25 protein-coding genes are annotated in these 23496 nt (G+C 30.6%); 8 read left to right on the top strand and 17 right to left on the bottom strand.

Annotated elements, in window-relative coordinates:
• Window positions 1-19: 19 nt before the first annotated feature.
• Together KPL50_RS10720 and KPL50_RS10725 are read right to left on the bottom strand one after the other, a co-directional pair.
• A complete protein-coding gene (locus tag KPL50_RS10720; protein ID WP_309245168.1) occupies window positions 20-796 on the bottom strand; it encodes a response regulator in 777 nt (258 codons plus the stop codon).
• Complete coding sequence (locus tag KPL50_RS10725) at window positions 783-3266, bottom strand: ABC transporter substrate-binding protein (RefSeq protein WP_216298463.1); 2484 nt, start codon at window positions 3264-3266, stop codon at window positions 783-785. Before KPL50_RS10725 ends, KPL50_RS10720 begins: the two co-directional genes overlap by 14 nt.
• 454 nt (window positions 3267-3720) lie before the next feature.
• On the opposite strand from KPL50_RS10725, the gene KPL50_RS10730 reads away from it, so the two are divergent.
• Together KPL50_RS10730 and KPL50_RS10735 are read left to right on the top strand one after the other, a co-directional pair.
• The gene (locus KPL50_RS10730) at window positions 3721-4731 is read left to right on the top strand and encodes a 2-hydroxyacyl-CoA dehydratase (protein WP_216298464.1); all 1011 of its coding nucleotides are present in this window, start codon (window positions 3721-3723) and stop codon (window positions 4729-4731) included.
• Complete coding sequence (locus KPL50_RS10735; protein ID WP_216298465.1) at window positions 4719-5477, top strand: acyl-CoA dehydratase activase; 759 nt, start codon at window positions 4719-4721, stop codon at window positions 5475-5477. The genes KPL50_RS10730 and KPL50_RS10735 overlap by 13 nt, the downstream gene beginning before the upstream one ends.
• Window positions 5478-5569: 92 nt before the next feature.
• Here KPL50_RS10735 and KPL50_RS10740 read toward each other — a convergent pair whose 3' ends face one another.
• The 8 genes from KPL50_RS10740 to KPL50_RS10775 form a co-directional block, all read right to left on the bottom strand.
• Window positions 5570-6601, bottom strand: a complete 1032-nt coding sequence (locus KPL50_RS10740) for a PTS sugar transporter subunit IIC (protein WP_216298466.1) — start codon at window positions 6599-6601, stop codon at window positions 5570-5572.
• Window positions 6602-6858: 257 nt separating this feature from the next.
• Window positions 6859-7578 (bottom strand): response regulator, encoded by a 720-nt coding sequence (locus KPL50_RS27730; RefSeq protein ID WP_309245169.1) that lies wholly within the window; start codon window positions 7576-7578, stop codon window positions 6859-6861.
• Between the two features lie 122 nt (window positions 7579-7700).
• The gene (locus KPL50_RS10750; protein ID WP_216298467.1) at window positions 7701-8987 is read right to left on the bottom strand and encodes an ATP-binding protein; all 1287 of its coding nucleotides are present in this window, start codon (window positions 8985-8987) and stop codon (window positions 7701-7703) included.
• A gap of 71 nt (window positions 8988-9058) precedes the next feature.
• Window positions 9059-9289 (bottom strand): hypothetical protein, encoded by a 231-nt coding sequence (locus KPL50_RS10755; protein ID WP_216298468.1) that lies wholly within the window; start codon window positions 9287-9289, stop codon window positions 9059-9061.
• Between the two features lie 84 nt (window positions 9290-9373).
• Window positions 9374-9805, bottom strand: coding sequence for an EFR1 family ferrodoxin (locus tag KPL50_RS10760; protein WP_216298469.1), 432 nt, complete (start codon window positions 9803-9805; stop codon window positions 9374-9376).
• Between the two features lie 45 nt (window positions 9806-9850).
• On the bottom strand, window positions 9851-10423 hold the full coding sequence (locus KPL50_RS10765) for an NAD(P)H-dependent oxidoreductase (RefSeq protein ID WP_216298470.1): 573 nt from the start codon (window positions 10421-10423) through the stop codon (window positions 9851-9853).
• 146 nt (window positions 10424-10569) lie between these two features.
• Window positions 10570-10977 (bottom strand): MerR family transcriptional regulator, encoded by a 408-nt coding sequence (locus KPL50_RS10770; RefSeq protein WP_216298471.1) that lies wholly within the window; start codon window positions 10975-10977, stop codon window positions 10570-10572.
• Window positions 10978-11400: 423 nt separating this feature from the next.
• Window positions 11401-12906, bottom strand: a complete 1506-nt coding sequence (locus KPL50_RS10775; RefSeq protein ID WP_216298472.1) for a DUF1846 domain-containing protein — start codon at window positions 12904-12906, stop codon at window positions 11401-11403.
• A gap of 389 nt (window positions 12907-13295) precedes the next feature.
• On the opposite strand from KPL50_RS10775, the gene queD reads away from it, so the two are divergent.
• From queD to queC, 4 genes are read left to right on the top strand one after another with little or no spacing between them, the layout of a single operon-like run.
• Window positions 13296-13727, top strand: a complete 432-nt coding sequence (gene queD / locus KPL50_RS10780; RefSeq protein ID WP_216298473.1) for a 6-carboxytetrahydropterin synthase QueD — start codon at window positions 13296-13298, stop codon at window positions 13725-13727.
• 1 nt (window position 13728) lies between these two features.
• Window positions 13729-14394 (top strand): putative 7-carboxy-7-deazaguanine synthase QueE, encoded by a 666-nt coding sequence (queE, locus tag KPL50_RS10785; protein WP_216298568.1) that lies wholly within the window; start codon window positions 13729-13731, stop codon window positions 14392-14394.
• 4 nt (window positions 14395-14398) lie between these two features.
• Entirely contained in the window at window positions 14399-14989 is a 591-nt protein-coding gene (gene folE, locus KPL50_RS10790; RefSeq protein ID WP_216298474.1) for a GTP cyclohydrolase I, read from the top strand.
• 17 nt (window positions 14990-15006) lie between these two features.
• The gene (queC, locus tag KPL50_RS10795) at window positions 15007-15663 is read left to right on the top strand and encodes a 7-cyano-7-deazaguanine synthase QueC (RefSeq protein ID WP_216298475.1); all 657 of its coding nucleotides are present in this window, start codon (window positions 15007-15009) and stop codon (window positions 15661-15663) included.
• A 54-nt stretch (window positions 15664-15717) separates the two neighbouring features.
• Here queC and KPL50_RS10800 read toward each other — a convergent pair whose 3' ends face one another.
• On the bottom strand, window positions 15718-16041 hold the full coding sequence (locus tag KPL50_RS10800) for a thioredoxin family protein (RefSeq protein ID WP_216298476.1): 324 nt from the start codon (window positions 16039-16041) through the stop codon (window positions 15718-15720).
• A 249-nt stretch (window positions 16042-16290) separates the two neighbouring features.
• Between KPL50_RS10800 and KPL50_RS10805 the strand changes: the two genes are divergently transcribed.
• Window positions 16291-18435: a M1 family metallopeptidase gene (locus tag KPL50_RS10805; protein WP_216298477.1), complete on the top strand. Its 2145-nt coding sequence runs from the start codon at window positions 16291-16293 to the stop codon at window positions 18433-18435.
• A gap of 121 nt (window positions 18436-18556) precedes the next feature.
• Here KPL50_RS10805 and KPL50_RS10810 read toward each other — a convergent pair whose 3' ends face one another.
• The 5 genes from KPL50_RS10810 to KPL50_RS10830 form a co-directional block, all read right to left on the bottom strand.
• Window positions 18557-19267: an HAD family hydrolase gene (locus tag KPL50_RS10810; protein WP_216298478.1), complete on the bottom strand. Its 711-nt coding sequence runs from the start codon at window positions 19265-19267 to the stop codon at window positions 18557-18559.
• Between the two features lie 92 nt (window positions 19268-19359).
• Complete coding sequence (locus KPL50_RS10815; protein ID WP_216298479.1) at window positions 19360-20166, bottom strand: ABC transporter permease; 807 nt, start codon at window positions 20164-20166, stop codon at window positions 19360-19362.
• Window positions 20150-21070 (bottom strand): ABC transporter ATP-binding protein, encoded by a 921-nt coding sequence (locus KPL50_RS10820; protein WP_216298480.1) that lies wholly within the window; start codon window positions 21068-21070, stop codon window positions 20150-20152. Before KPL50_RS10820 ends, KPL50_RS10815 begins: the two co-directional genes overlap by 17 nt.
• 52 nt (window positions 21071-21122) lie before the next feature.
• Window positions 21123-21587: a SpoIIIAH-like family protein gene (locus KPL50_RS10825; RefSeq protein WP_216298481.1), complete on the bottom strand. Its 465-nt coding sequence runs from the start codon at window positions 21585-21587 to the stop codon at window positions 21123-21125.
• A gap of 173 nt (window positions 21588-21760) precedes the next feature.
• The gene (locus KPL50_RS10830; protein ID WP_216298482.1) at window positions 21761-22339 is read right to left on the bottom strand and encodes a hypothetical protein; all 579 of its coding nucleotides are present in this window, start codon (window positions 22337-22339) and stop codon (window positions 21761-21763) included.
• A gap of 172 nt (window positions 22340-22511) precedes the next feature.
• On the opposite strand from KPL50_RS10830, the gene KPL50_RS10835 reads away from it, so the two are divergent.
• Window positions 22512-22703, top strand: a complete 192-nt coding sequence (locus tag KPL50_RS10835) for a hypothetical protein (RefSeq protein ID WP_216298483.1) — start codon at window positions 22512-22514, stop codon at window positions 22701-22703.
• 66 nt (window positions 22704-22769) lie between these two features.
• Here KPL50_RS10835 and KPL50_RS10840 read toward each other — a convergent pair whose 3' ends face one another.
• A complete protein-coding gene (locus KPL50_RS10840; RefSeq protein WP_216298484.1) occupies window positions 22770-23450 on the bottom strand; it encodes a hypothetical protein in 681 nt (226 codons plus the stop codon).
• Window positions 23451-23496 lie beyond the last annotated feature (46 nt).

The following is a 23496-nucleotide window of genomic DNA, read 5'->3' on the forward strand; positions in this document are numbered from 1 at the left end:
TTGTATTTCTATTGGCAAGCTAAAAAATTGTAAAAATCATCTCATCACTATTGTTACATGAATCTGAAATAATTTCCAGTAGTTGTACAACTGATCCTACAACCTCTCCTAGTTTTAGCTGGAGATGAGAAATGTTTTCTTCATAAAAAATCTTGCGATTATAGTCCACCAAGCTATAGTTTTTTTTATAAAGTACTATATTCGATTCTAATAATGTAAGAACTCCCAGTGCTTTTACTTCTATCCTATTGCCCTTTATAAATAGATGAATATCTCTAGGGCCTTTACCTGTAAAACTTTTTAAAAAAAATGCAATTTCACTTTTTAATTTTTTCTCTAATGCTTGCTTACTTTCTTTATTAAGCAATGATAATCCACCGATTACAGTATTACCCATAATATCCCTTAGTATGTCAATTGCTAGACCTTCCATATGTTTAATCAATTCATTTGTATTTAATGGCTTTATAATATATTTAACAATGCCTTGGTCAATAGTCTTTATTATTGTCTGACTGTCTGATAAAGCAGAAATAACTATCACGGGACAAGAAGAACCTGTTTTTCTAATCTCATCTATTAGCTGAATTCCACCCATAACAGGCATAATAAGATCTGTTAAAACTAAATCAGGTCTATTTTCATTAAATGTCTTTAGCCCTTCCTCTCCATTCTTTGCAGTTAATAAGACTCCAACCCTTCTTTTTAAAAATATTGCCAGCTCGTTTCTAGCAAAATCCTCATCTTCAATATATAATACCTTAAGGTTATTTAGCAAATTACTATTTTCTATCACCTTCAATTTTATCCCCCCCATTTTCTGGTATTGTAACCTTAATAGTCACACCTGCTACATGTTCAAGAAGTTCAACTCTGCCACTCATATTATTTTCGATAATTAACTTAGTCATATATAATCCCAGTCCAGTTCCATTTTTGTCACCCTTTGTAGAAAAATAAACATCAAATACTTTATCAACATTCTCTTCTTTTATTCCACCGCCATTATCACTTATTTCAACTGCAATCATTTCTCCTTCTTTATAAACTTCAATAGCAATTTCTCTATTTGAATGAAACTGTTCCGATAAGGCATCAATAGAATTACTTATAATATTAAATATAGCTTGAGAATATTGATTAGCATATCCAAAGGCTGCCACTTCATTTTTTGTATCCATTAATATATTAACCTTATTAAATTTTAAGTTTTCATCAACTAATTCCAATACAACATTTATATTTTCGCATATTGAAAAATTTGTTTTTCCTTTTTGAGGGTTTAAAAAATACCTAAAATCGTCTATAGTATCTGACATTCTTCTTATTAATTTTCTGCATTTTCCAACTACATTGTCAACTACCGCAGGCTCAAGTTCATCATAAATGGAAGCATCTTCTAGGTTTGAAATAATAAGCCCTAAATTATTTAAGGGTTGCCTCCATTGATGTGCTATGTTCCCTATCATTTCACCCATTGCAGCAAATCTAGCTTGATATATGAGTAAGGCCTCTTTTTTCTTATTTTCATCCATTTCATTTTTGAACATTCTTTCAAGTTCAAGATTAATCTTTTCTAATTTTAAGGATAATTGGCTTTTTTCAGTAGATAAAGAATATATTCCCTCTGAAGTTTTGTATTCTGACATTGAATCATTTGGCTCCACTTCAGGTATACCAGAGGCAATTTCATTAATTATTCGTCTAAATCTGCTTTCACTTCTCCTAACAGTCTCTTCCTCAGTTTTTGTATTTGTTATATCTAAAACCATACCCATATTAACTTTATTATCACTATATTGATCGAAAATTGAAGTCATAAAAAGCTTACCACAAATCAAACGGCCATCTTTTCTAATGTATTGTTGCTCTATTTCATAGCTTTCAATTTCCTCCTTTAAAAATCTATCCTTTAATTTTAAAACATTGTCATCTTCTGGAATAATTAATTCAAAAATACTTCTTCCAATGACATCCTCTTCATTATAACCTGTCATATCTAACCATCGTTTATTAACTTGTAATATAATGCCTTTTATTGTTGTAATTGTTATTCCAAGAAGTGCACTACTAAACATAGCCTCGTATCTTTGTGTACTTCTAATAATTTTCTCCTCAGCTTTTTTTCTCTCATTGTTTTCTTTTTTTAGCATGACATTATTAGTAGTTAACCGAATTATAAAATATATTAAAAATATGCAGAAACTACCTATCATTAAAGCAATAAATATCATTTCTAACCTTTTATTTCTATTATTAATAATCTTATCATAATTAAATATAAATGAGCTAAAATCAGGTGTCCCCTTTACAATTCCAAGCTTCAATAAAGTCTCTTGCATTTTCATCCATCTGTTGGGATTAATATTCCCGATTTCAACCACGGGATGAAGAGTTAATTCTGCTACTTTCTTTTCTTGAAAAAGGTTATAGGCCTCTAACTCCTTCACTGACTGCCCTTCAATCTTAAATTCTGTGGAAATTCGTTTCGCTATCTCCACGGGATGTTCTAAAGCATATTCCCAGCCTTTAATACTTGCTTTTTTAAATTTTTCAACCAAGTCTGGATTTGTTAAGGCTAAATCTCTTTTCGTGAATAAAGAATCTCCATAAAAGTCTATTCCATAGTCAATGGGTTTTATTATCCTTAAGGATAAGCCGGATTGTTGTGCTAGATAAGGAATAGTTCCTAGATAGCCTGGAATTATATCATATTTACCTGTTGCTAAATCCTCTGCTGAAAATTCAGTAGAATAGGATAACATTTTAGTATTACCAGGTTTAATGCCCTCATTTTCCAGCATAGCTTGAAGTTCAATATCTAATAAATCATTTTTCCTCCTGGCAGTATTGAGTTTTGTTAAATCAATTATTCCTCTATAGGGAGTATCTGACTTCATATAATATTCAACTGCACTACGTTGAAATAGTGAAGCAACAATACAAAGCTTTGCCCCTTTATTTTCTTCCATTAATACATCATCTGATCCAATTCCAAAATCTGCCCGCCCCTCAAGAACCTCCTTAGTTGCAACCAATATGCTCTTGTTTGAGGTAAATGCAGACTTTATTTCTACATCCAACCCGACCGCATCGTAAAGACCCATCCATTTTGCAACATAGTACCCTGCAAACTGATATTGATGGTTCCATCTTAGTTGTAGAACCACTTTTTTATTATTTTGTGCATAAGCTGCGCAATTGATTTTAAAAAGTACAAATACGGTTAATAATAATAAAGTTTTCATTAAAAATTTCTTCTTCATTTTCCCCCTTAAACACTTGCTAGAAAAGTGTATTCTGTAAATTTTCTATAATAACTGACTTCCAAATTCATAGTATAATAAAAATGCTTTTGAATACAAAAAAATATCATATTTAGTATAAATTACTATACGAATAATATATCACAAAACAATCAAAAATTAAAAGTAATAATTCTTATGTTAACATCGACTACACTTAAATATTTAAGTAATCTCCATTTGACATATTGAGTGACCTATAGTAAAGTTTATAATTATAAAACATAATAAGACAGTTCTAAACCATCCTGTCTATAAACAAAACTAGGACGTAACTACCGTTTTAGGTAGTCTTTTTTGTTTAAGGGCGGTTTGCGCCCTTTTTTATTTGCACAATTTTTATACATATAAAAAATTAACAGGTTATATTAACTTACATCTGTCAAATATTATCTATAACACGGGAGGATTCATAATGAAAAAAATAGGATTAACAACTACCGTACCAGTAGAGGTTCTCATTGCAGCAGGTTATACCCCTATAGATTTAAATAATATTTTTATAACCTCTAAGGACTACTTGAAATATATAGACATTGCAGAAAGAGATGGGTTTCCTAAAAGCTTTTGCACTTGGACAAAGGGAATTTATGGAGCATGTATGCAAAACGACATCACAGAGATAATTGGAGTAGTGGAGGGAGATTGCTCTAATACAAAAGCCCTTATTGACGTACTTGAGTTAAAAGGGATTAAAGTTTATCCCTTTTCCTTTCCGCATAGCCACAAGATAGAGGATGTAGAACGTGAAATAAATGAATTTATGAACACCTTTAATGTAGAAATTGAAGAAGTTGAAGTGGTTAGAGAAAGGCTAAATGAAATTAGATCACTAGCTAAAGAAATTGATGAGTTGACCTATATTCACAATAAAGCTACCGGCTTTGAAAATCACCTATATCAAGTTTCTACAAGTGATTTTAATGGAGATATAGATATATATGAAGCTGAGCTAAAAAAAGTCATTTGTGATATGAAAAACAGGAAACAAGTATTTAAAAAACTACGACTTGGATACATTGGGGTTCCCCCTATGACTTCCGATATATATGAATTTGTTGAACTATTTGATGCTAATTTTGTATACAATGAGGTTCAAAGGGAATTCGCTTTTCCAAGAGCAGATAATGCATTAGATATATTTCAGCAATATTACGACTACACTTATCCTTATGATAGTAAATTTAGGATTAAAGAATTACAAATACAAATCAATGAAAGAAAATTAGATGGTATTATTCACTATACTCAAGCCTTTTGCTATAGAGCAGTAGAACATATTGTTTTAAAAGAAAATTTAGATATTCCCATATTAAATATCGAAGGTGATAAGTTAAATGTCTTAGATGCAAGAACAAAACTTAGGTTAGAAGCCTTTCTTGATATGCTACTAGATTTAAAGGGGGTTAAAAAATGCGTGTATTAGGTATAGACCTTGGAAGTCGCGAGGTTAAAATTGTTTTAATGGAAGATAATAAAATAATACAAAAGGTAAAAGTCAGTACCATGAACTTTTACAGAAATTACTGCGACTATGATGGTAAAGTTGTTGTTAATTTAGAAAAGCTTCATATGAGTCGAATAGATAAGGCAGTGTCTACAGGCTACGGAAAAAACAACACTGATTTATTGCTATTCACCCCAATAAACGAACTAAAAGCCCATGTGTACGGAGGCTTCTATCAAACTGGTCTAAAGGATTTTATACTCTTAGATGTAGGTGGACAAGATGTTAAGGTTGTAAAAGTGGAAAAGGGCCTCATTACAGACCTAGAACTTAACGAAAAATGCGCTGCCTCCTGTGGTAGATATTTAGAGAATATGGCAAATGTACTTGAAGTATCACTTGATGATATGAGTGTGCATTATGAAAATCCTGTGGAACTTAATTCAACCTGTGCTGTATTCTCAGAGTCAGAGTTAATTGGCAAAATAGCTGAGGGCGTAAGTATGGAGTGCTTGTGTTCTAGTGTTAACTACTCTCTATACAAGAGACTTAAGCCTCTTTTAGGTAAATTTAAAGGTAAAAAATTAATCTTAACTGGCGGCGTTGCAAATAATACTGCAATAAAAAAATATTTAAAACAAGATTATGAAGAGATAGTATCTATTGACGAGCCGCAATTTAATGGCGCCATTGGGTGCTGTTATTATGGAAGCAAGTTTTTATAGCACGGCTTGTTTATTATAAAAATCCCACTGCATCCTTTGATAGCAGTGGGATTTTATTCTTTATTTATTCAACTTGCCACGTGGATGGCACCTTATGCTGCAATAGCCTCTTGTTCCACTTTTTTATTTGCCTTCTTTTTAATATAAAGAGTTACAGTAGAACCAAGTAGTCCACCAATAATTCCGCCACATATAGCAAATAATACTGCAAAAACAACGGCTTTAGGTTCATTGAACCCAAATGGTGCTAACAATCCTGGAATAGGTGAAGCTGTACCTGGAGCATTATTTATTATTTTAAAATAGGCAGCACTTAAACCAGCTAGTCCACCGCCTATGAAATTTGCGCAATATATGGGAAGTGCGTTTGCAGTTACTATATCAGCTTGTGTTAGTGGTTCAAGCATTACAGCTACTACATTACTTTTATCACCTAGTTTAAGCCTTTTGAACATTATACCGTTTGTAAAAGATCCACCAACACAGGCGATAGATGCTATACCCATTGCAAGACCTTGTAATCCAAGCATTGCTGTTAGTGCCATAGAACTTAAAGGAGATGTACATATCATTTTCATAATTCCTCCTAATAAGAAACCCATCACATAGGGCGACTGTACAGCAGCAATCGTTATCATACTTCCAATGCTAAGTAAAGTTGAGTTTACTATTGGATCTACCCCGAAAGCAATTCCTCTTGCAAGGGGTGCAATCAAAAGAGCACCAACTATTATATCTAATCCTTTTGGGAGTTTTTTCTCTAAAACTGGTCCGATAAATGAAATTATATACCCAGCTACAAATCCTGGAAGAATACCATATCCCAATACCGCAGCACCAGCTGTTACTGCATATACAGGATTTAGTCCCATGTTTAAACCAACTAGTATTACAGCAGCAACTCCTCCCATATTTCCAGAAGAAGTACCTACCTCACCTAAAAATTTAATGTGTAATAGATTCCCGCTTATGTACTTATGTATTGCTTCAACTAAAAATGTTGCTACAGCAGCATTTGCAAGTCCAGACATAGCCTTTTGACCTTTAGGCATTTTTAAACTAAAAAGTGAAAACAAGAATAATGTGAAAAGTAATAATCCAATACCTTTAATTAATATAAACATATTCTCCTCCTTTGTGTTTTAAAATAACTGTAATTGATTTTCAATATTATGATTTGTCATACAATTATTATAATTGCGAAGTTTCAAAAAACTTCGCAAGACTTCAAAATACAATAAAAAAATATTTTATAGTAATAAATTAGTCCATCAAAATAACAAAGCAAAAGATAGGGACAGCTAATAATTTTTATAAATTATTAACTTTCCCTATCTTTTGTATCTTTTGCATACTCACTTTCCACAGAGTGCCCCTTATTTTATTTTTCACAATAGGAAATAAGTCCATCAACAAATTTTTTTATGGTTACTTTACCTCTATCAGAACTCTTTTTTCTGATATAGTCCATTTCTTTTTTTACCTGCTCAAAGTTAAAAAGTCCATTTGAGTATTCTACAAAAACATCGTTCATATAATCTTCTATTCCTAAACTCGCAATATTGCTCAAACCGGTGGAAATGGTTCTTCTAATTCTTTGTTCCATTGATTTAGGATTATCAGTAAATTTGTTACATAATTCTTTTAACGTATAGTTCTCCATGTATTCATTATTTTTCATTAAAAATACAGTAATATCAATTAAGTCTTTACTGCCCACTTCGCCTATTATTCCTATTCTAAGCATTATATTTTTTATTGTTTGTATTTCATCTTCTGATTTTAAACAATTACTATCTAGAATGATGCTAGTATCTTTATTAAAAAGTTTCTGGATTTTATTTAAAGTTCGGTTGGTTTCTAAGTTTTCAGATACTTTTTTTATAATAGTTTCAATCTCAACTGCATTTATTGGTTTTTGTATGTAAAATTCTACTCCATTTTTATAAGCTTTTTCAATCATATTCTTAGCTGATACCTGTGAAATCATTATAAATTGCATTTCAGGACGCGTAGGTTTTACCTTCTTAACTATGGATAATCCATCAACGCCAGGGATGAAAAGATCCACTAAAACTATATCTGGATTCAGACACTGAATCTCTTTTAAACCTTCTCAACCCTCAAGAGAATAACCTATAACTGTACCCAAATCCCTATCACATATTATCTTTTCTAAAATCTTAACAATATTAATATCATCTTCGATTATAAATATATTCATTATGAGTCCTCCAGTTCTGATTTATTAATAGTTATGTAAAAAGTAGTTCCAACATTTTCTATAGAATTTACTTCAATAGTGCCTTTTAAATCTTCTTCAACAATATTTTTAACGATACTTAATCCAAGACCACGATTTATTTCACCAGTACTGTAATTGATTTTAGTTGAGAATCCCGGAGAGAATATGTACATTAGATCACATTCTTTTATTCCAGAGCCTGTATCACTTATTACAAAAATAAATTTTTCATCTATTGACTTCTCTTCAAAGGAAATAGAAATGTTATTAGTTGTAGTGCATAGTGCATCTAGTGAATTCATGATTAAATTTCTGAAAATAGACATAAGATAATAATGCTTAGTTGTATAGAAATTCTTATTTATGTTAAAAATCAAATCTACATTAAGTTCTCTAAATTTCACTTCATTTTTCATGCTATCTTCTAATATATTAATAATATCTTTAAAATACATACCTTTGTCCTTAGTCTTATCTTCTGTTATTTCTTCAATACCTCTTACAACAAGACCATATTCTTTCTTTATTTCGTGAACATCTTTAGCAATATTTAAAGACCGCTGAGCCCAGGTGTCCGATTCTTCCTTTATAGAGATTTTTTCAAATAATTCATAGGCATTACTCATGATTTTTTCTATGCTGCTCATATTTTTTTTCATCCAATACATTTCTGTTTTTAAATCAGAAGTTAATAGTAGAAGTTTTTTATATCTTTTTTCATGTTCCTCTTTTAGAAGAAGTAACTTATAAAACTTTAGACTATTTAAGATTATTAAACTTATAATAGAACGTATAACTGCAACATACAATAATGTAGTGACTACATTTAATTTTAGCATGGTAAAGTCCCCAAGATTTCTTGTTAATATTTCTATAAAATTTCCTAGGTAATCACTTAATATCAATGTTATTAATAATCTTTTTAAATCAATTGTGGTTATTGCTTTACTGAAAATCTTAAAAAATATACTATAAAAAGCATAAAAAAATATTTCCGGAAAATAAGCTAATAAAATTTCAATAAAGCTCCCATTTTCAATAAAATAGATACCTACTCTTAAAAAGTAAACAGAAACAGCACACATAACCCCTGTTTTTATGGTATCTAGTTCATCAAAAAAGTATAAAAATACAGGAAACAATATTATTGCCACAGAAACTCTAAAATCAGATATAAGCAAATTCATATTTATTTGTGAAGTGATTGCAATAACTATAGATATTGCAATCATTCTTTTTAATTTGTTAGTCTTTATAATCTCCATATTTATTTATCCTCGCAATAAAATTTAAAATATAATAATGAAATTCTTCATAGAATTTAAAGATTTACAAGTTAATAGTAACATTTTAATATATATGTTACAATTTTATTTGTTATTTTGTTGTTTTTTGTAGTATTTACAAAATGTGTAATGATGGAGTTTTCAAGGGGGGTAAAAAATGCGAGTGTTAGGTATAGATCTTGGAAGTCGTGCAGTATATTAATAACTTTCCCTACCTTATGACCGTTTAGTTCATGTACCTTATCAGAAATCTTCTCTGCATCTTCTTTAGTTTTGCACATGATTGCAAAATTATCTGCGTCATATTCAATTTAGTCATTTATGAACAGCCTCATCAGCCCATGTTAATAAAAAACTAAAAAAATTTAATTTGTACATAAAATCAATTCTTCTACTTTAATTCCGGGGCATTTATATTGGGGAGCATTATAAGTGGTGTAGTAAATACTGTTATCAGCCAATTCCATTACTATTCCATAATCCAATTCTTTTTTCTTAGTTTTTAGAATTTTATCTAAATAAAAAATAGCATTTCCAGCCTTTTCTCCGCAAGTAGCAACGCAAAAAATGTATTTTACCTTTTTCATATCAGTATTCGTTATAAATTCTTTTACCATAACAGGTATATCAAGTGCATGGACTGGAAAAATCAATCCAATTACTTCTGAATTAATAACATGTTTTCTTTCGATTTTTGTAATTGAGTGTAATTTTACGTTCCCCATTTTTTCTGCAATTCTCTTAGAGATGTATAAAGAATTTCCTGTACCTGAAAAATAGTATATGCTTGTTTCCATTTTAACACCTCATCAATATCGGAATTTATATAGTTTTTCACTGATTTAAATATACTTGGATACCTTTTCCAAGAACTGTTTTCTACTCTTATCAGTACCTGTTGTTGTATAATCATTATTTAACCATTTAACATTTTTAAGTCCAACACTCTTTAACGTCCCACCGATAAATGTTCGCTGTATTGGATTGCCCACTATGAATTTTAAATACCAGGTAGGGGCTTGCGACGTTGTAATTACTACAGTTTTTTTGATATTATCCAACAAACCTTTTAGTCTATATTTTTCTTCGCTATATGCGAAATTCCTCAACATTACTTTATCAAGGAATCCCTTTAATATTGCAGGTAAAGAATACCACCAAATTGGAAAAATAAAAACTAACTCGTCAGATTCTTTTAACATGTCTTGATATTTTTTTACATTTACATCTTTATGTCCACCTTTAGAATAGAGTGCAAGTTCACTTTCCCTCAAAACTGGATCAAAATTATCTTTGTTTAAATCGATAATTTGATATTCCTTGTTCTTTTGTTGATATGAGAGTACTACTGTGTCCGTGATGGATTTGTTGAAACTTCCATGCCAAGGGTGAGCCAATATAATTGTTGCTTTCATAAGACCACTTCCTTTTTAAATTTAAAACTATTTATTCCATTTGCAGCTCCTGGTTACATTTCATTTTGCAATCCTCAAATAGATATAGAATCATTTCTCAAGTTAGTATAACCCCTGTACTATACTACATAGTCAAGTATAATTTTTTATATATTTAAATAAAATTCTAATTTCGTACAGATATCTTCCTGCTCTGACAATATACTATCATTTATTTTCACAAACATTTTTTTCATTCGGCTTAATTCCTCTGACTTTCTATCAATTTCTTTTATCTTATCTTCAATAATTCTTTTTATTTCTCTGAGGTCACATCCTGCTATTTCATCAAACAATTTAGATAACAGTGATTTGATCTCCTTTAAAGAAAAACCATACTCTTTAGAAATAAGAATGCAGCGAAGTCTTTCTATATCTTCTTTTGTATATTTCCTATATCCATTCGTATCTCTTTTGGGTTCATTGAGTAACCCAATCTTTTCATAATATCTTATGGTTTCTTTATTAATTTTCAATGTTTTTGCAAACTCTCCGATATTATAACCTGTTCCCATATTACCCTCCTAAAACATGATTTCAATCAACACTGGAATCTCAACAGTCTCATGATTCATTTTTGAAGAAACCTTTAGTGTGACTGACTTTAAAGAACTTTATTTTAAACGTTGGGGAATTAAAGTAAAATATAATGAATTAAAAAATAGGCTGCAAATACAGAATTTTACTAGAGAAACACCAATTGCAATAAAACAGGGTTTTTAGGCTACTGTTTATTTATCAAATATGGTTACACTAGCAAAAATGCAACTCCAACAAGACATTCAGTCAAAATAACTTAAGGTCTATTAGAGTTGCATACAATTTGGTGATATTTTAAATATTGAGTTTTTATCCATTTTTTTAAGTTACAATTTTAAATTGCAACTTATTTGAAGGCTAACTTGATGACACTTGCCACGTGAGTTGCACCTTATTATTTATATATAGTAAAGACTTTCCGTTGCGTATTCCGCATCAGATGTTATATCTATACCAAGTTTCCTGAAAGTTTGCTCATCATTTGTACTTATAATTGTAGTTGAGTGAGCTTGACATCCTTTTAGCATTGTTAACTTATCCATAGCCACCTTTGCTGTTGGATTTGTAGCAGCACATATGCTAAGTGCAATTAATATATTTTCGCAATCTAAAGCTGGTTTTTTACTGGCTAAGATTTTTGATTTTAGATTTATAATTGGCTCAAGTATAACTGGAGAAATAAGATGGATTTCGTCATCTATATTGGCAAAATATTTAACAGCATTTAAAATTATAGCAGCTGTTGCATCCATTATTTCTGAACTTTTACTAGTTAATATTGTTCCATCATTAAGCTCTATTGCAAGGGCCGGGCAAGCTTCATTTTTATTAGAACATTGCTTTAAATTAGCTGATCGCTCCCTTGCAGGCATAACAACTTTTCTATCTTGCTGTTTTAAATTAAGTTCTTCCATAAGAAGCTTTACTCTCTCAAAAGTTTCTTTATCTATATAACCTTTTTTATATTCACAACCTGTTTTGAAGTATCTTCTTATTACCTCTTGCCTAGATGCCTCTTTGATAACCTCATCATCAATAATTCCAAAGCCTACTCTATTAACTCCCATATCTGTTGGGGATTTATAAACAGCCTCTTCCTCAGTTATCCTTTCTATAATTCTTCTAAGTACAGGGAAGGTTTCAATATCACGGTTATAGTTTACAGATATCTTATTATAAGCATCAAAGTGGAAGGAATCTAGCATATTTACATCATTAAGATCTGCTGTTGCAGCTTCGTATGCTATGTTTAGTGGATGCTTTAGTGGAATATTCCACACTGGGAAAGTTTCAAATTTTGAATAACCCGCCGCTCTACCTTGCTTATGTTCATGATAAAGTTGACTGAGGCAAGTAGCTAGCTTTCCACTCCCTGGTCCTGGCGCTGTTACAACTACAATAGATTTTGTAGTTTCAATAAATGGATTTTTACCATATCCCTCATCACTTACAATTGCATCTACATCTGTAGGATATCCTTTAGTTGCTCTATGTTTATATACCTTTATGCCTCGGCGTTCAAGTTTATTTATAAAAATCGTAGTTGCTGGTTGCCCGTCATATCTAGTGATTACGACACTATTTACATCAAGCGAGTATGCACGTAAATCATCAATTAATCTTAAAACATCCACATCATAAGTGATTCCAAAATCTCCTCTTATTTTGTTTCTTTCAATATCTCCTGCAAATACACAAATAATGACCTCAACTTTTTCTTTTAACTTATGTAGTAATTTAATTTTTGCATTTTCATCAAAACCTGGTAAAACTCTTTTTGCATGAAGATCATTGAAAAGTTTTCCACCAAATTCTAGATATAACTTATCATAATCATTAACTCTTTCTAAAATGTACTTTGATTGTTCTTCTAAATATTTTTTCTGATCAAATCCAATTTTCATTTTTACGCCTCACTTGCACCGTTATTTTTTAGATATTTTATAATAAATATTTTACAACCAATATTTCCACATAAATAATACATCAAAATATGCTTTTACAACTTAATATTATCGCACAATTTTAGCTTAAAGTAAACTTAATTTATGTTTTAAATTTGACATACCTCTTAACTTATAGTAAAATTAAAAATAATAAAACTAAATAAGACAGTTCTAAACCATCCTGTCTATAAACAAAACTAGGACGTAACTACCGTTTTAGGTAGCTTTTTTTGTATAAGGGTGGATTATGCCCTTTTTTGTTTATAAAAAAACCGTAGGATATAAAACTATCGGGATTTTGGGAGAAATATTAATTAAATTAACATAATTCTAGGAGGCGTCACCACATGTATATATTAAAGGCAGAACACAGCTTTGACAGTGCACATTTTCTTTCTGGTTATGATGGAAAATGTGCGAATATTCACGGACATCGTTGGAAAGTTGAAGTTGATGTTCAATCAGAAAACTTGGTAAAAGGCGGGCAACTTGACGGCATGGTAATAGATTTTGGTGATTTAAAAAAAGATGTTAAAGATATGGTAGATTGTTATGACCACGTCTTAATTATACAAGAAGGCACTATGCGTGACCTCACATTAAATTGTATAAAGCAAGATGGCTTTAATGTGATTGTGGTTGATTTTAGACCAACAGCAGAAAACTTTGCAGCATTTTTCTTTAGACTAATGAAAAATAAAGGATATAATGTAAAGAGGACTACGGTTTATGAAACACCTACTAATAGTGCAGCATATGAAGAAAGCGAGGTACGTTAAAGTGAAATTTAAGGTAGTTGAAAAGTTCACAAGCATTAATGGAGAAGGTCCTCTATCTGGTCAACTTGTAGTATTCATAAGATTTGCAGGCTGTAATCTAAATTGTAGCTACTGCGATACCACTTGGGCTAATGCTCCTGATGCGGGTTATGATTTAATGACCTCTGATGATATATATAAATATATTAAATCTACTGAAATTAGGAATGTAACCTTAACTGGTGGCGAGCCATTACTTCAAGAAGGAATTATAGAATTATTAGAAATGCTTTCTAAAGATAGGTTGCTTCATGTTGAAATTGAAACTAATGGTAGTGCTGATTTAAACGAATTTGATCATATAGAAAATCCACCCAGCTTTAATATGGATTATAAATTACCTTCAAGCAATATGGAAGATAAAATGAATTTGAATAACTTTGAGTATTTAAGTTATAAGGATACAGTTAAATTTGTGTGTGGCAGCAGGTCAGATTTGCAAAAGTCTAAATTCATAATAGATAAATATGGTCTTTCTAATAAAACCAATGTGTATATTAGTCCAGTCTTTGGACAAATTGACCTAGAGAACATTGTAGATTTTATGAAAGATAATATAATGAATGGTGTTAATCTTCAAATTCAACTTCATAAAATCATTTGGGATCCAAATAAGAGAGGTGTATAAAATTATGGCAATTGATACAAAAGCAATTGAAGAACATATAAGAGGAATTTTAATAGCTTTAGGTGACAACCCATCTCGCCAAGGGCTTAAAGATACCCCTGCGCGTGTAGCTAAAATGTATGAAGAAGTATTCGCCGGCATGTCTTATAGCAATGATGAAATTGCTGAAATGTTTAATACAACTTTTGAAGATGATTTAATAGTTAAAGAGGATTCCCGCGATATAGTGATAATGAAGGATATCCAAATTTTTAGCTATTGTGAACACCATTTAGCACTGATGTATAATATGAGTGTTTCAGTTGCATATGTCCCTACTAAAAAGATTATTGGACTAAGTAAAATTGCAAGAATAGCTGATATGGTAGGCCGCAGATTGCAGCTTCAAGAACGAATAGGCACAGACATAGCTGAAATTATGCAAAAGGTAACTAACTCGCCTGATGTGGCTGTTATTATAGAAGGTGAGCATGGCTGCATGACTACAAGAGGAATAAAAAAGCCAGGCACTAAAACAATGTCAACTACTTTTAGAGGAAAATTTACTACTGATGTAATTTTAAATAATAAATTGATGATGCTTTATACTAAATAAAGGTTGGTGTATTAATTATGGATAGCGAAAAAGCAATAGTTGTATTCAGTGGTGGACAAGATAGCACAACTTGTTTATTTTGGGCCTTAAAGAAATATAAAGAGGTTATAGCTGTATCTTTTGATTATAGTCAAAAACATATATTAGAGCTTACTTGTGCAAAGGATATATGTAAAAAACACGGTGTAGAATATCATTCTTTAGACTTAAACCTTTTAAATCAGTTAGCACCAAATTCCTTAACAAGAAAAGATATGGAAGTAGATAAGGAAGCACCTATTGATAGCGTACCTAATTCCTTTGTAGATGGTAGAAATTTATTATTCTTAACCTTTGTAGCAGTATTTGCAAAGCAAAGAGGTATAAATAATATTGTAACTGGTGTATCTCAAAGTGACTTTAGTGGATACCCAGATTGTAGAGATGTGTTTATAAAATCCTTAAATGTTACCTTAAACTTAGCTATGGGTTATGATTTTGTAATTGAAACCCCTTTAATGTGGATTAACAAGGCTGAAACTTGGAAGATGGCTTATGACTTAGGTGTACTTGATGTAGTTAAAGAGGAAACTTTAACTTGTTATAATGGAATAATAGGTAATGGTTGTGGTGACTGCCCTTCTTGTAAATTAAGAAAAAAAGGGTATTTGGAATTTAAAGAAAAATATTTATAAAAAAGAAAAGAAGGCTTCGTAAATTTAATTTACTAAGCCTTCTTTTTTAATCCTTTAAAATAACATATCATAGTATCTCTCTATAGTTTTTCCTAACACATCAACACTAATAAATCTTGCCTCACGAATAACTTCTTTACCTTCAATATAAACCAAAATTGCGGGTAATGTAAATATTGAGTACTGTCCTGCTGCCTGGGTAAATTTTTCAACCATAACTTTACTCATCTTGAGCTCTGGAAATTCAATTATCATTTTCTCAATTTTAGGAAGCAGTGCCACACATACGTTGCAGCTTTCTGAAGCAAAGTAAATCATAGCTATTGTATTTCCCTTTATAAAGTCATCCATTTCATCCAAAGTATTTAGTTCTATCATTATTATTCCTCCTGGTCTTCCTGGTGCCACCCACGTGGCAAGTGTCATCTTTAAATGTTATTATTTCATAAACTACTAAATAATCAATCCTTGTATACCCCTACCCCCTATGCTTATTTTAAATTATATTCTCTCTTATATAACATGTCAATACACATTTTAATTATAATATATATGCATTTTAGTAAATATTTGTTATACTGTTTATAGTAATCAAATTTAAATTCAATAATAGGGGGGATAATTACTATGTTTAGAAAAAAAAATTACAAACAATTTTTAAGTGGTGCACTGGCACTTACTATGCTTTTATCATTTAAATCATCTTTTGCATTTGCAAAAGCACCAAAAACTCCTAACGTGCCAACGCCAGCTGTAACCGCCGTCAAAAACACTTTAACAAAATACAATATTAATACTAAGTTTGATGATGCAAGTAAAATTTTTACCTCGACTGAAACAGTTAACTTTACTAATACTTATAATGAAAAGCTTAATTCTTTAGCATTTCACCTATATGCAGATTCTTACGGAAGCGTAACAACAATTCCTGATTTAGGTATGAAAAAAGAAAAGCTTGAAAATGATGAGATAGGCGATATAACTATAACTAACGTCACTATTGACAATAAAAAAATGGAATTTACTCAAGATAAGCAAATCTTAAAGATTAAACCTACGACTGATATAAACTCAAATCAGAGCATAATAATCCAAATAGATTTCACATTAAAATTGCCTATAAGCCAAAACAGATTAGGCTATTACAATAATGTTTACTCGGTTACAAATTGGTATCCTATAATATCAATTTATGATACTAAAACTGATAAATGGGATGAAAATCCATTCCATCCTACTGGAGAATCAAACTATAGTGATATAGCAAATTATAATGTTTCAATAAATGTTCCTGAAAATATGATATTAGCATCTACTGGTACAACTAATTCTAACAAAAAAGGCGAAAAAGCTACTAAAACTTATGCTATTACTGCTGAAAATGTTCGCGACTTTGTTTTTATTATGAGTCCTAGTTTTAAAGTTATAACAAAAAAATGTGATGATATAACAGTAAACAGCTTCTATCTTGAAGATGGTGCTAAAGAGACTTCGAAAAGAGCTGAGGAATTACTAGATTTAAGTATAGATTCTTTAAAGTTTTTCGGTGATAATTTTGGTAAATATCCGTATAAAGAATTTGATACAGTTGAAACTTATGTACAGGGATTCGCTATGGAATATCCTCAATTAATTCAGATGGGTAAATATTTTCCTAGCTATAATAATGAAATTGGATTTGCAGAAGAAGCAACTGTGCATGAAGTAGCACATCAATGGTGGTATGTAACGGTAGGCAATAATGAGTTTAAGGATTCATTTTTAGATGAATCTCTCACTGCTTTTTCGACTGCCTATTATTTCGAAAAAAAATACGGTAAGTATTCCTCAGTTGGCATAGCTGTTTCATTAAGAGACAAAATCGATATTTATAAAGGATGTTCAACCCCCATTAATGTATCTGTTGACCAAATAAAACCTAAGGAATTTGGAAAACTAATTTACAAAATGGGCGCTCTAGTATTTGAAAACCTTAGACAAAAAGTAGGACAAGAAGATTTCTTAAAAATAATAAAAACTTACTATGCAAAAAATACATTTAAAAATGCTACCTTAGATGGACTTTTAAGTGTAATAGAAGAAATTGGTGGAAAACAGGCAAAAGAACAAGTTCTATCAGATGTTAATTCCAAAGATTTTAATCCTAGCAATCTTTCATTATCCAACTCAGAATCAGAGGAACTAGCAAAAATAAATGAGAAAAATACTAGGCCCCAAAGAGATCAAATTAAACAAGGACTTATGTCGTTCAAACAAGAAAATAAGAATAGCTTTGCTTCATTTTTTATTCAAGCACTAGATAATTATAATGTTTATTTAATAAAACCTTCAAACTCTAAAATGTCTGAAGAAACTAAAAAAATCTTTGATAACACAATAAATACTTTAAAAATGACTCTAGAAAATGGATTTGCCCTTAACGTTATTATTAAAGAAGATACTGCTCTGACGGAGCAAGAACTTAAAGAAAACAGCTTAATATTTATAGGGAATACTACGGAAAATGCATCATTAAAATCAATTGTAGATAAATTTCCCATTGATTTATCAAAAGATGAAATAAAATTTGATGATGTTACTTTTAAAAATAAAGATATTTCAGGTATGCTAGTTGCAGATACTTCTAAAAATAAGAATAATAATGTTCTTATTATTTTAGGACTAGATAAGATTAACGACTTTACTATGCTAAATGGCTGGGATTTCTATGGCAAGCAGTTCATTTTATATTTCGGAGATAAAACGTTAAACGGTAATTATGATACTAAATAAAATTCAAACAAAGGAGTAAGATCATTTACTTATATAAAAAATAAATCCTTAAATAAAATATAAGAGCGTTGGTTAATTTACTAAATTATCCAACGTTCTTTTTTTAAGGTGGTCTGAAATTCTAATTGGTAAATAATTCTTCAAGCTCACTTAAATCATCAATACATAAAATATCTGTACACTCTTTTAATTCCTCGCCCCTTAATATCACAATTCCCTGCATGCCCAGCTTTATAGCAGCTTTGACGGTCACCATATTGTCATCAATAAATATTGCTTCTTCTGGCCTAATGTTTAACCCTGAAAGAGCTGTATTAAACATTAGCTCATGTGGTTTCAATACCCCAAGCGTTGACGACATAACAAAGGTAGAAAAGTATTCTCTTAGCCCAACATTTTTAAATACACGCTCTAGCGAAGGCCAAGTATCAGATACTACCCCCAGTTTATAATGCTTACTTAAACTTGGTATAACTTGAAACACATCTTTTAAAAACTCAAATTTCTCATCATTATAAACTATATCTTTAGCTAGTTCTAAAATATACCCCGAACTTATTCCAAGCTCTGGTAGCTCCTTTGCAAAAATATTATAAAATTCTATAAAATGTTCTAATTCTTCTATTTCACTTAAAATTAGTGGATGCTTATGAAAGTACTCATCGCCTTTATGAAAGGCTTTCTCTACCAGATCTATATTTAAAGCTTCGAATTTTTCCTTATCAACATATTTGAAAAAATTTGGTGGCATGAACCAATGGCCCGTTCGTGGTCTATTAAGTACGCGCCCAGAATCAAATAATATGGCTTTTATTTTCTCAGTTTCTATCATTTTTATTTCCCCCCTAGGTGCCACCCACGTGGCAAGTGGCATCTTTAACTAGTTAACTTTATTACTAACTCTTCCAAATACAGCTTCTTTAACTAAAGAATAAACACGCTCACGAAATAAGGCAATAATGCAGCAAGTCCAAGGATATTTTTCCTCAGTTTTCCACATTTAGAGTCCCAGGTGAATAAATAGGCTGACAGAATAAATGCTAACAGCCCTCCTAATAACAGAATTGTTATTGAGCCAGAAATAGAATAATTGGAAGTTCTATCAAATGATATGGTCCCTAGAGCATTCATGCAATGTGTAGATGGAAGTATTCTAGATAATTTTTGAACATTTTGTGATAGTATTTCTGTTGGCATCATTATTCCTCCAAGCATCATGGAAGGTATAAATATCAATTGGGCTAAGAGTACAGTTACTTTACTGTTTGGAGAGCACACTCCTATTAGTGTCCCAAGACCAGAAAAAGCAAATAATGAAACAAAATAAATCAAACAGAAATTTAAAAAATTATGAGGAAATATTGAACCAAAAAAATTAGTCCCTGTTATTAAAATTATAATAGAAACTATTGTGATATGAACTGCAGTTGTAATGACAGGCACAAGTAACACTGCTCTTAATGGCACCCCATATATTTTGTAACTTCTATAAATACCTTTTTCCTTAGAAAACGCTATAGGACTTGGCATACCTAATAGAGTACTTACCATAATTGTAAACACTATCATCCCTGGAATCATAGATTTGCTAAAATCCCTATTAATACCTGGCATAATAAGTACCATCATAAAGTAAAAAACTAATGGGAAAAGGTAATTCATAAGTAATAAGGTTTTATCTCTTAACACGCTTTTAAACTCAAATTCTAGATGATTAATTATGGCCTTCATAAAAATCCTCCGTTCTTGTAATATCAATAAACCTTTCTTCCAATGATGCTCTTTCAACTTTTAAATCTAATAGCTTATCATTATTTGCCTTTGTGTGTTCTAAAATTTTCTGCAATAATTCTTCAATATCCTTACAGTGAAAAATCATGTATTCATCTTTTTTATCTATTTTGAATGCTTGTACTGGATTTAATGATGCAATAGAGTTATTTTTTGTCTTTACATAAATTTTAATTAAATCTTTTCCAGAAGTTATTATGTCCCTTGGTGATCCTGATTCTATAATTTTGCCCTTTAATAAAATTGCCACATTATCAGCTAGATCCTCAACTTCAGTCATATCATGTGATGCCAGTAAAATGGCTGTACCTTTCTTTCTCTCTTCCCTCATTATATTGTGAAGTTGTACTCTTGTACTAGCATCTAAGGCTGCGGTTGGTTCATCAAGAATTAGTAGTTCAGGATTATGAGCCAGTGCAATAGCTAACACTAATTTTCTTTGTTGACCTGTAGAAAGTTTTCCAAACTGCATATTACACTGATTCATTAAATCAAATTTTCGGAGTAAATCGTATCTTATTGGGGTTTTTGAATATAAGCAAAACATTTTCATAGCTTCCTCAACAGTTATTATTTCTGGCAAGGCAGATGCTTGTAATTGAACTCCTAAAGTGTCCTTTATCTTGAAAAATTCCTTTTCTGGATTTATGCCCTTAATAGCTATAGTCCCTTTGCTAGATTTTTTAATTCCTTCTATGCATTCTAAGGTGCTTGTCTTTCCTGCTCCATTGGGACCTAATAATGCAAATATCTCTCCTGGATAAATTTTAAAACTTATATTATCTATTGCTTTTTTATCACCATAAAATTTAGAAAAATTTTCTACACATAGTATTGGCTCCATACTATCCCCTCCAGACTTATATTAAAACACTGTAGCTATAATATTTATTATTTTAATCTTTTGTCTGCACTTCAATATCTTTGATTTTTGTTACACTAATTACAATATCCCGAATTTCATTTAATTGTTTTTCGCTTAATCTCTTATCCTGCCTTATAAATATTCTTACCCTATCATCAGTTATAGTGGCAACTACCTCATCATAGCCTTTGTTTTTTAAAAGCAATTCAATTTGAGCTTCATTATTAGATGCTATTGCAACACTTAAATACTTTGAAGTGGCAGTGACCTTGGATTGTTTAGAAATATTTTCATCATCAATTAATGCTTTTAGGGTTTGAAGAGTTTTTGCAGTGTATTGGTCTCTCTTGAGTTTACTTTCTAAGAAAATTTCTGACGCTTGCTTATTTCTTAGTTTATTAATGGTGCTGGCTTGATAAATAATCATTATGCTTAGAATAAAAGTTATCCCCAACATAACTCTCAAATATTTATTTGATTTCAAATTATTTTCCACAATCAACGCTCCTAAATCATTACTACTTTATATTATTTAAGAGCACTAGAGATTATTCATACATTAAGTATTTTTTGTCATTAATTCTATATTATAGGTAAATTGTACCATTATATGATGTAACCGTAAACTATTTAGTTTTTTATTTTCCCAAAAAATAAAATAAACTACTATCACATTGCTTTGCATTGTAATAATAGTTTATTTATTATTGAGTATATTTCTTTCCAACTATAAACCCTAATTATATTTTCATTTAATGGCTTTCGATTATAATTGGTATCTAACAGAAGAACCTTAAATCCTGCATTTGATAGCTGAACTGCGTTATCATAATTATCTTCAATAAACACATTGCACTCTAATTCGCTTGCTTTATCCACTTTATAATGACTACCTAAAACAAACAAATCATCATATGGAATTTCGTTTTTCCTTAGATATGAATGAGTTAACATAGTGAGTGATTTTTCCCTTGCTGTGACGAAAAATATATTATGCATAAGACTTAGTCTTTTTATAACAATTTTCACATCTTCGCGAAGTTTTTGCTCTGAGTGAATTTGAATTTTATTTTTATCATAAAATTCCTCATATTCACTCTTCTTAATGCCCATTACCTCATGGATATAATATTTAGTTATCTGCTTCTCAGTTATATTTTTGTTAAAATATTTATTGGTAATATTAAGCCAATAGTATGGATCTGTTATTGTCCCATCAATATCAATACATATATTTAAATTTTTCATATTGCCTTCACCTTCCTTATATTTTCATTATATACCTGAAAGGTTAAGATCAGGTTAAACTTGTATTATGGTTTGTTTAAATATTGAGAATATTAACAATATAAACTACGAATATATATCATTAAAAATCAAATAATAACTATAAGAATAAACTACAAGGAGATGTTGTGGCATGGCAAATTTACCATATGATGGTTTTATGCAAAAGGAACTATTAGTTAAAGGCCAACTAATTAATTCTTCTAATAATGATGAAACTACAGCTCATTGCAGTCATTCCTGTCCTAAGTGTGGAGTACGAAAATGTGAATTAAGTGAAGGACATTCTGGTAATCACAAATGCGCTGAAGGACATACCTGGTAATAGAAAAATGTGAGATGCCCATTGCCACCCACGTGGCAAGTGGCATCTCACATTGAATTTAACAAGTTAAATCCTACTCCTACTCCTGATAATATCCCTTTTACTATTCCTATCCCTAGACATTACCTTCCAAAAGTGTCTAAAAGTATTTACCACTTCATAGCCAATCCCTGTTTTGCAAAAGAACAGTTCATCTTCTTTTGTTTTTATCTTTTGTCTAAATGGATAGTCCTTGAGATTCCCTGAATAACAAATAAATTGCCCTATAAGTCCACAAATATCCATTGGCGTTATCTGATAAGATTTTGATGAGCTAAGTTGAATTCCTCCTTTCTTCAGCGCTTCTATGACAAACTCAGAGCATATATATGTCTTATAAATAGTATGTTTTTTATTAGAAATAATCCCAATGGCTTGAAGAAAATTGTAGTAATATCTCTCTCCATCATTATATGTATTATATATAAATTCACTTATTAATTGGTATTTTTCCATGGTTACAGGTAAGCGATATACTTTAATAGGAACGTCTTCATCAATTCCTAATGTAAGAGTAAATGCACTTTCTCTTAGAATTCCACCTACAAGAGGGTTGCTAATTGAAAATCTACAAAAGGAATACATTTGGCTTAAATTTTCATCTAAACTGATTGAAGCATGATTGTATTTTGCTTTTAAAAACTTTCTAACCATCTTTCCTGTAAAAGTTGGTGTTCTTGAAATTACAACATAAATATACTTTTCCATTTTATCTCTCCTCGTAACCACCTAAAGATAATTCGATTAAACTTTA

Source organism: Clostridium sp. CF012 (assembly GCF_018861755.1).
GTDB lineage: Bacteria > Bacillota > Clostridia > Clostridiales > Clostridiaceae > Clostridium_AD.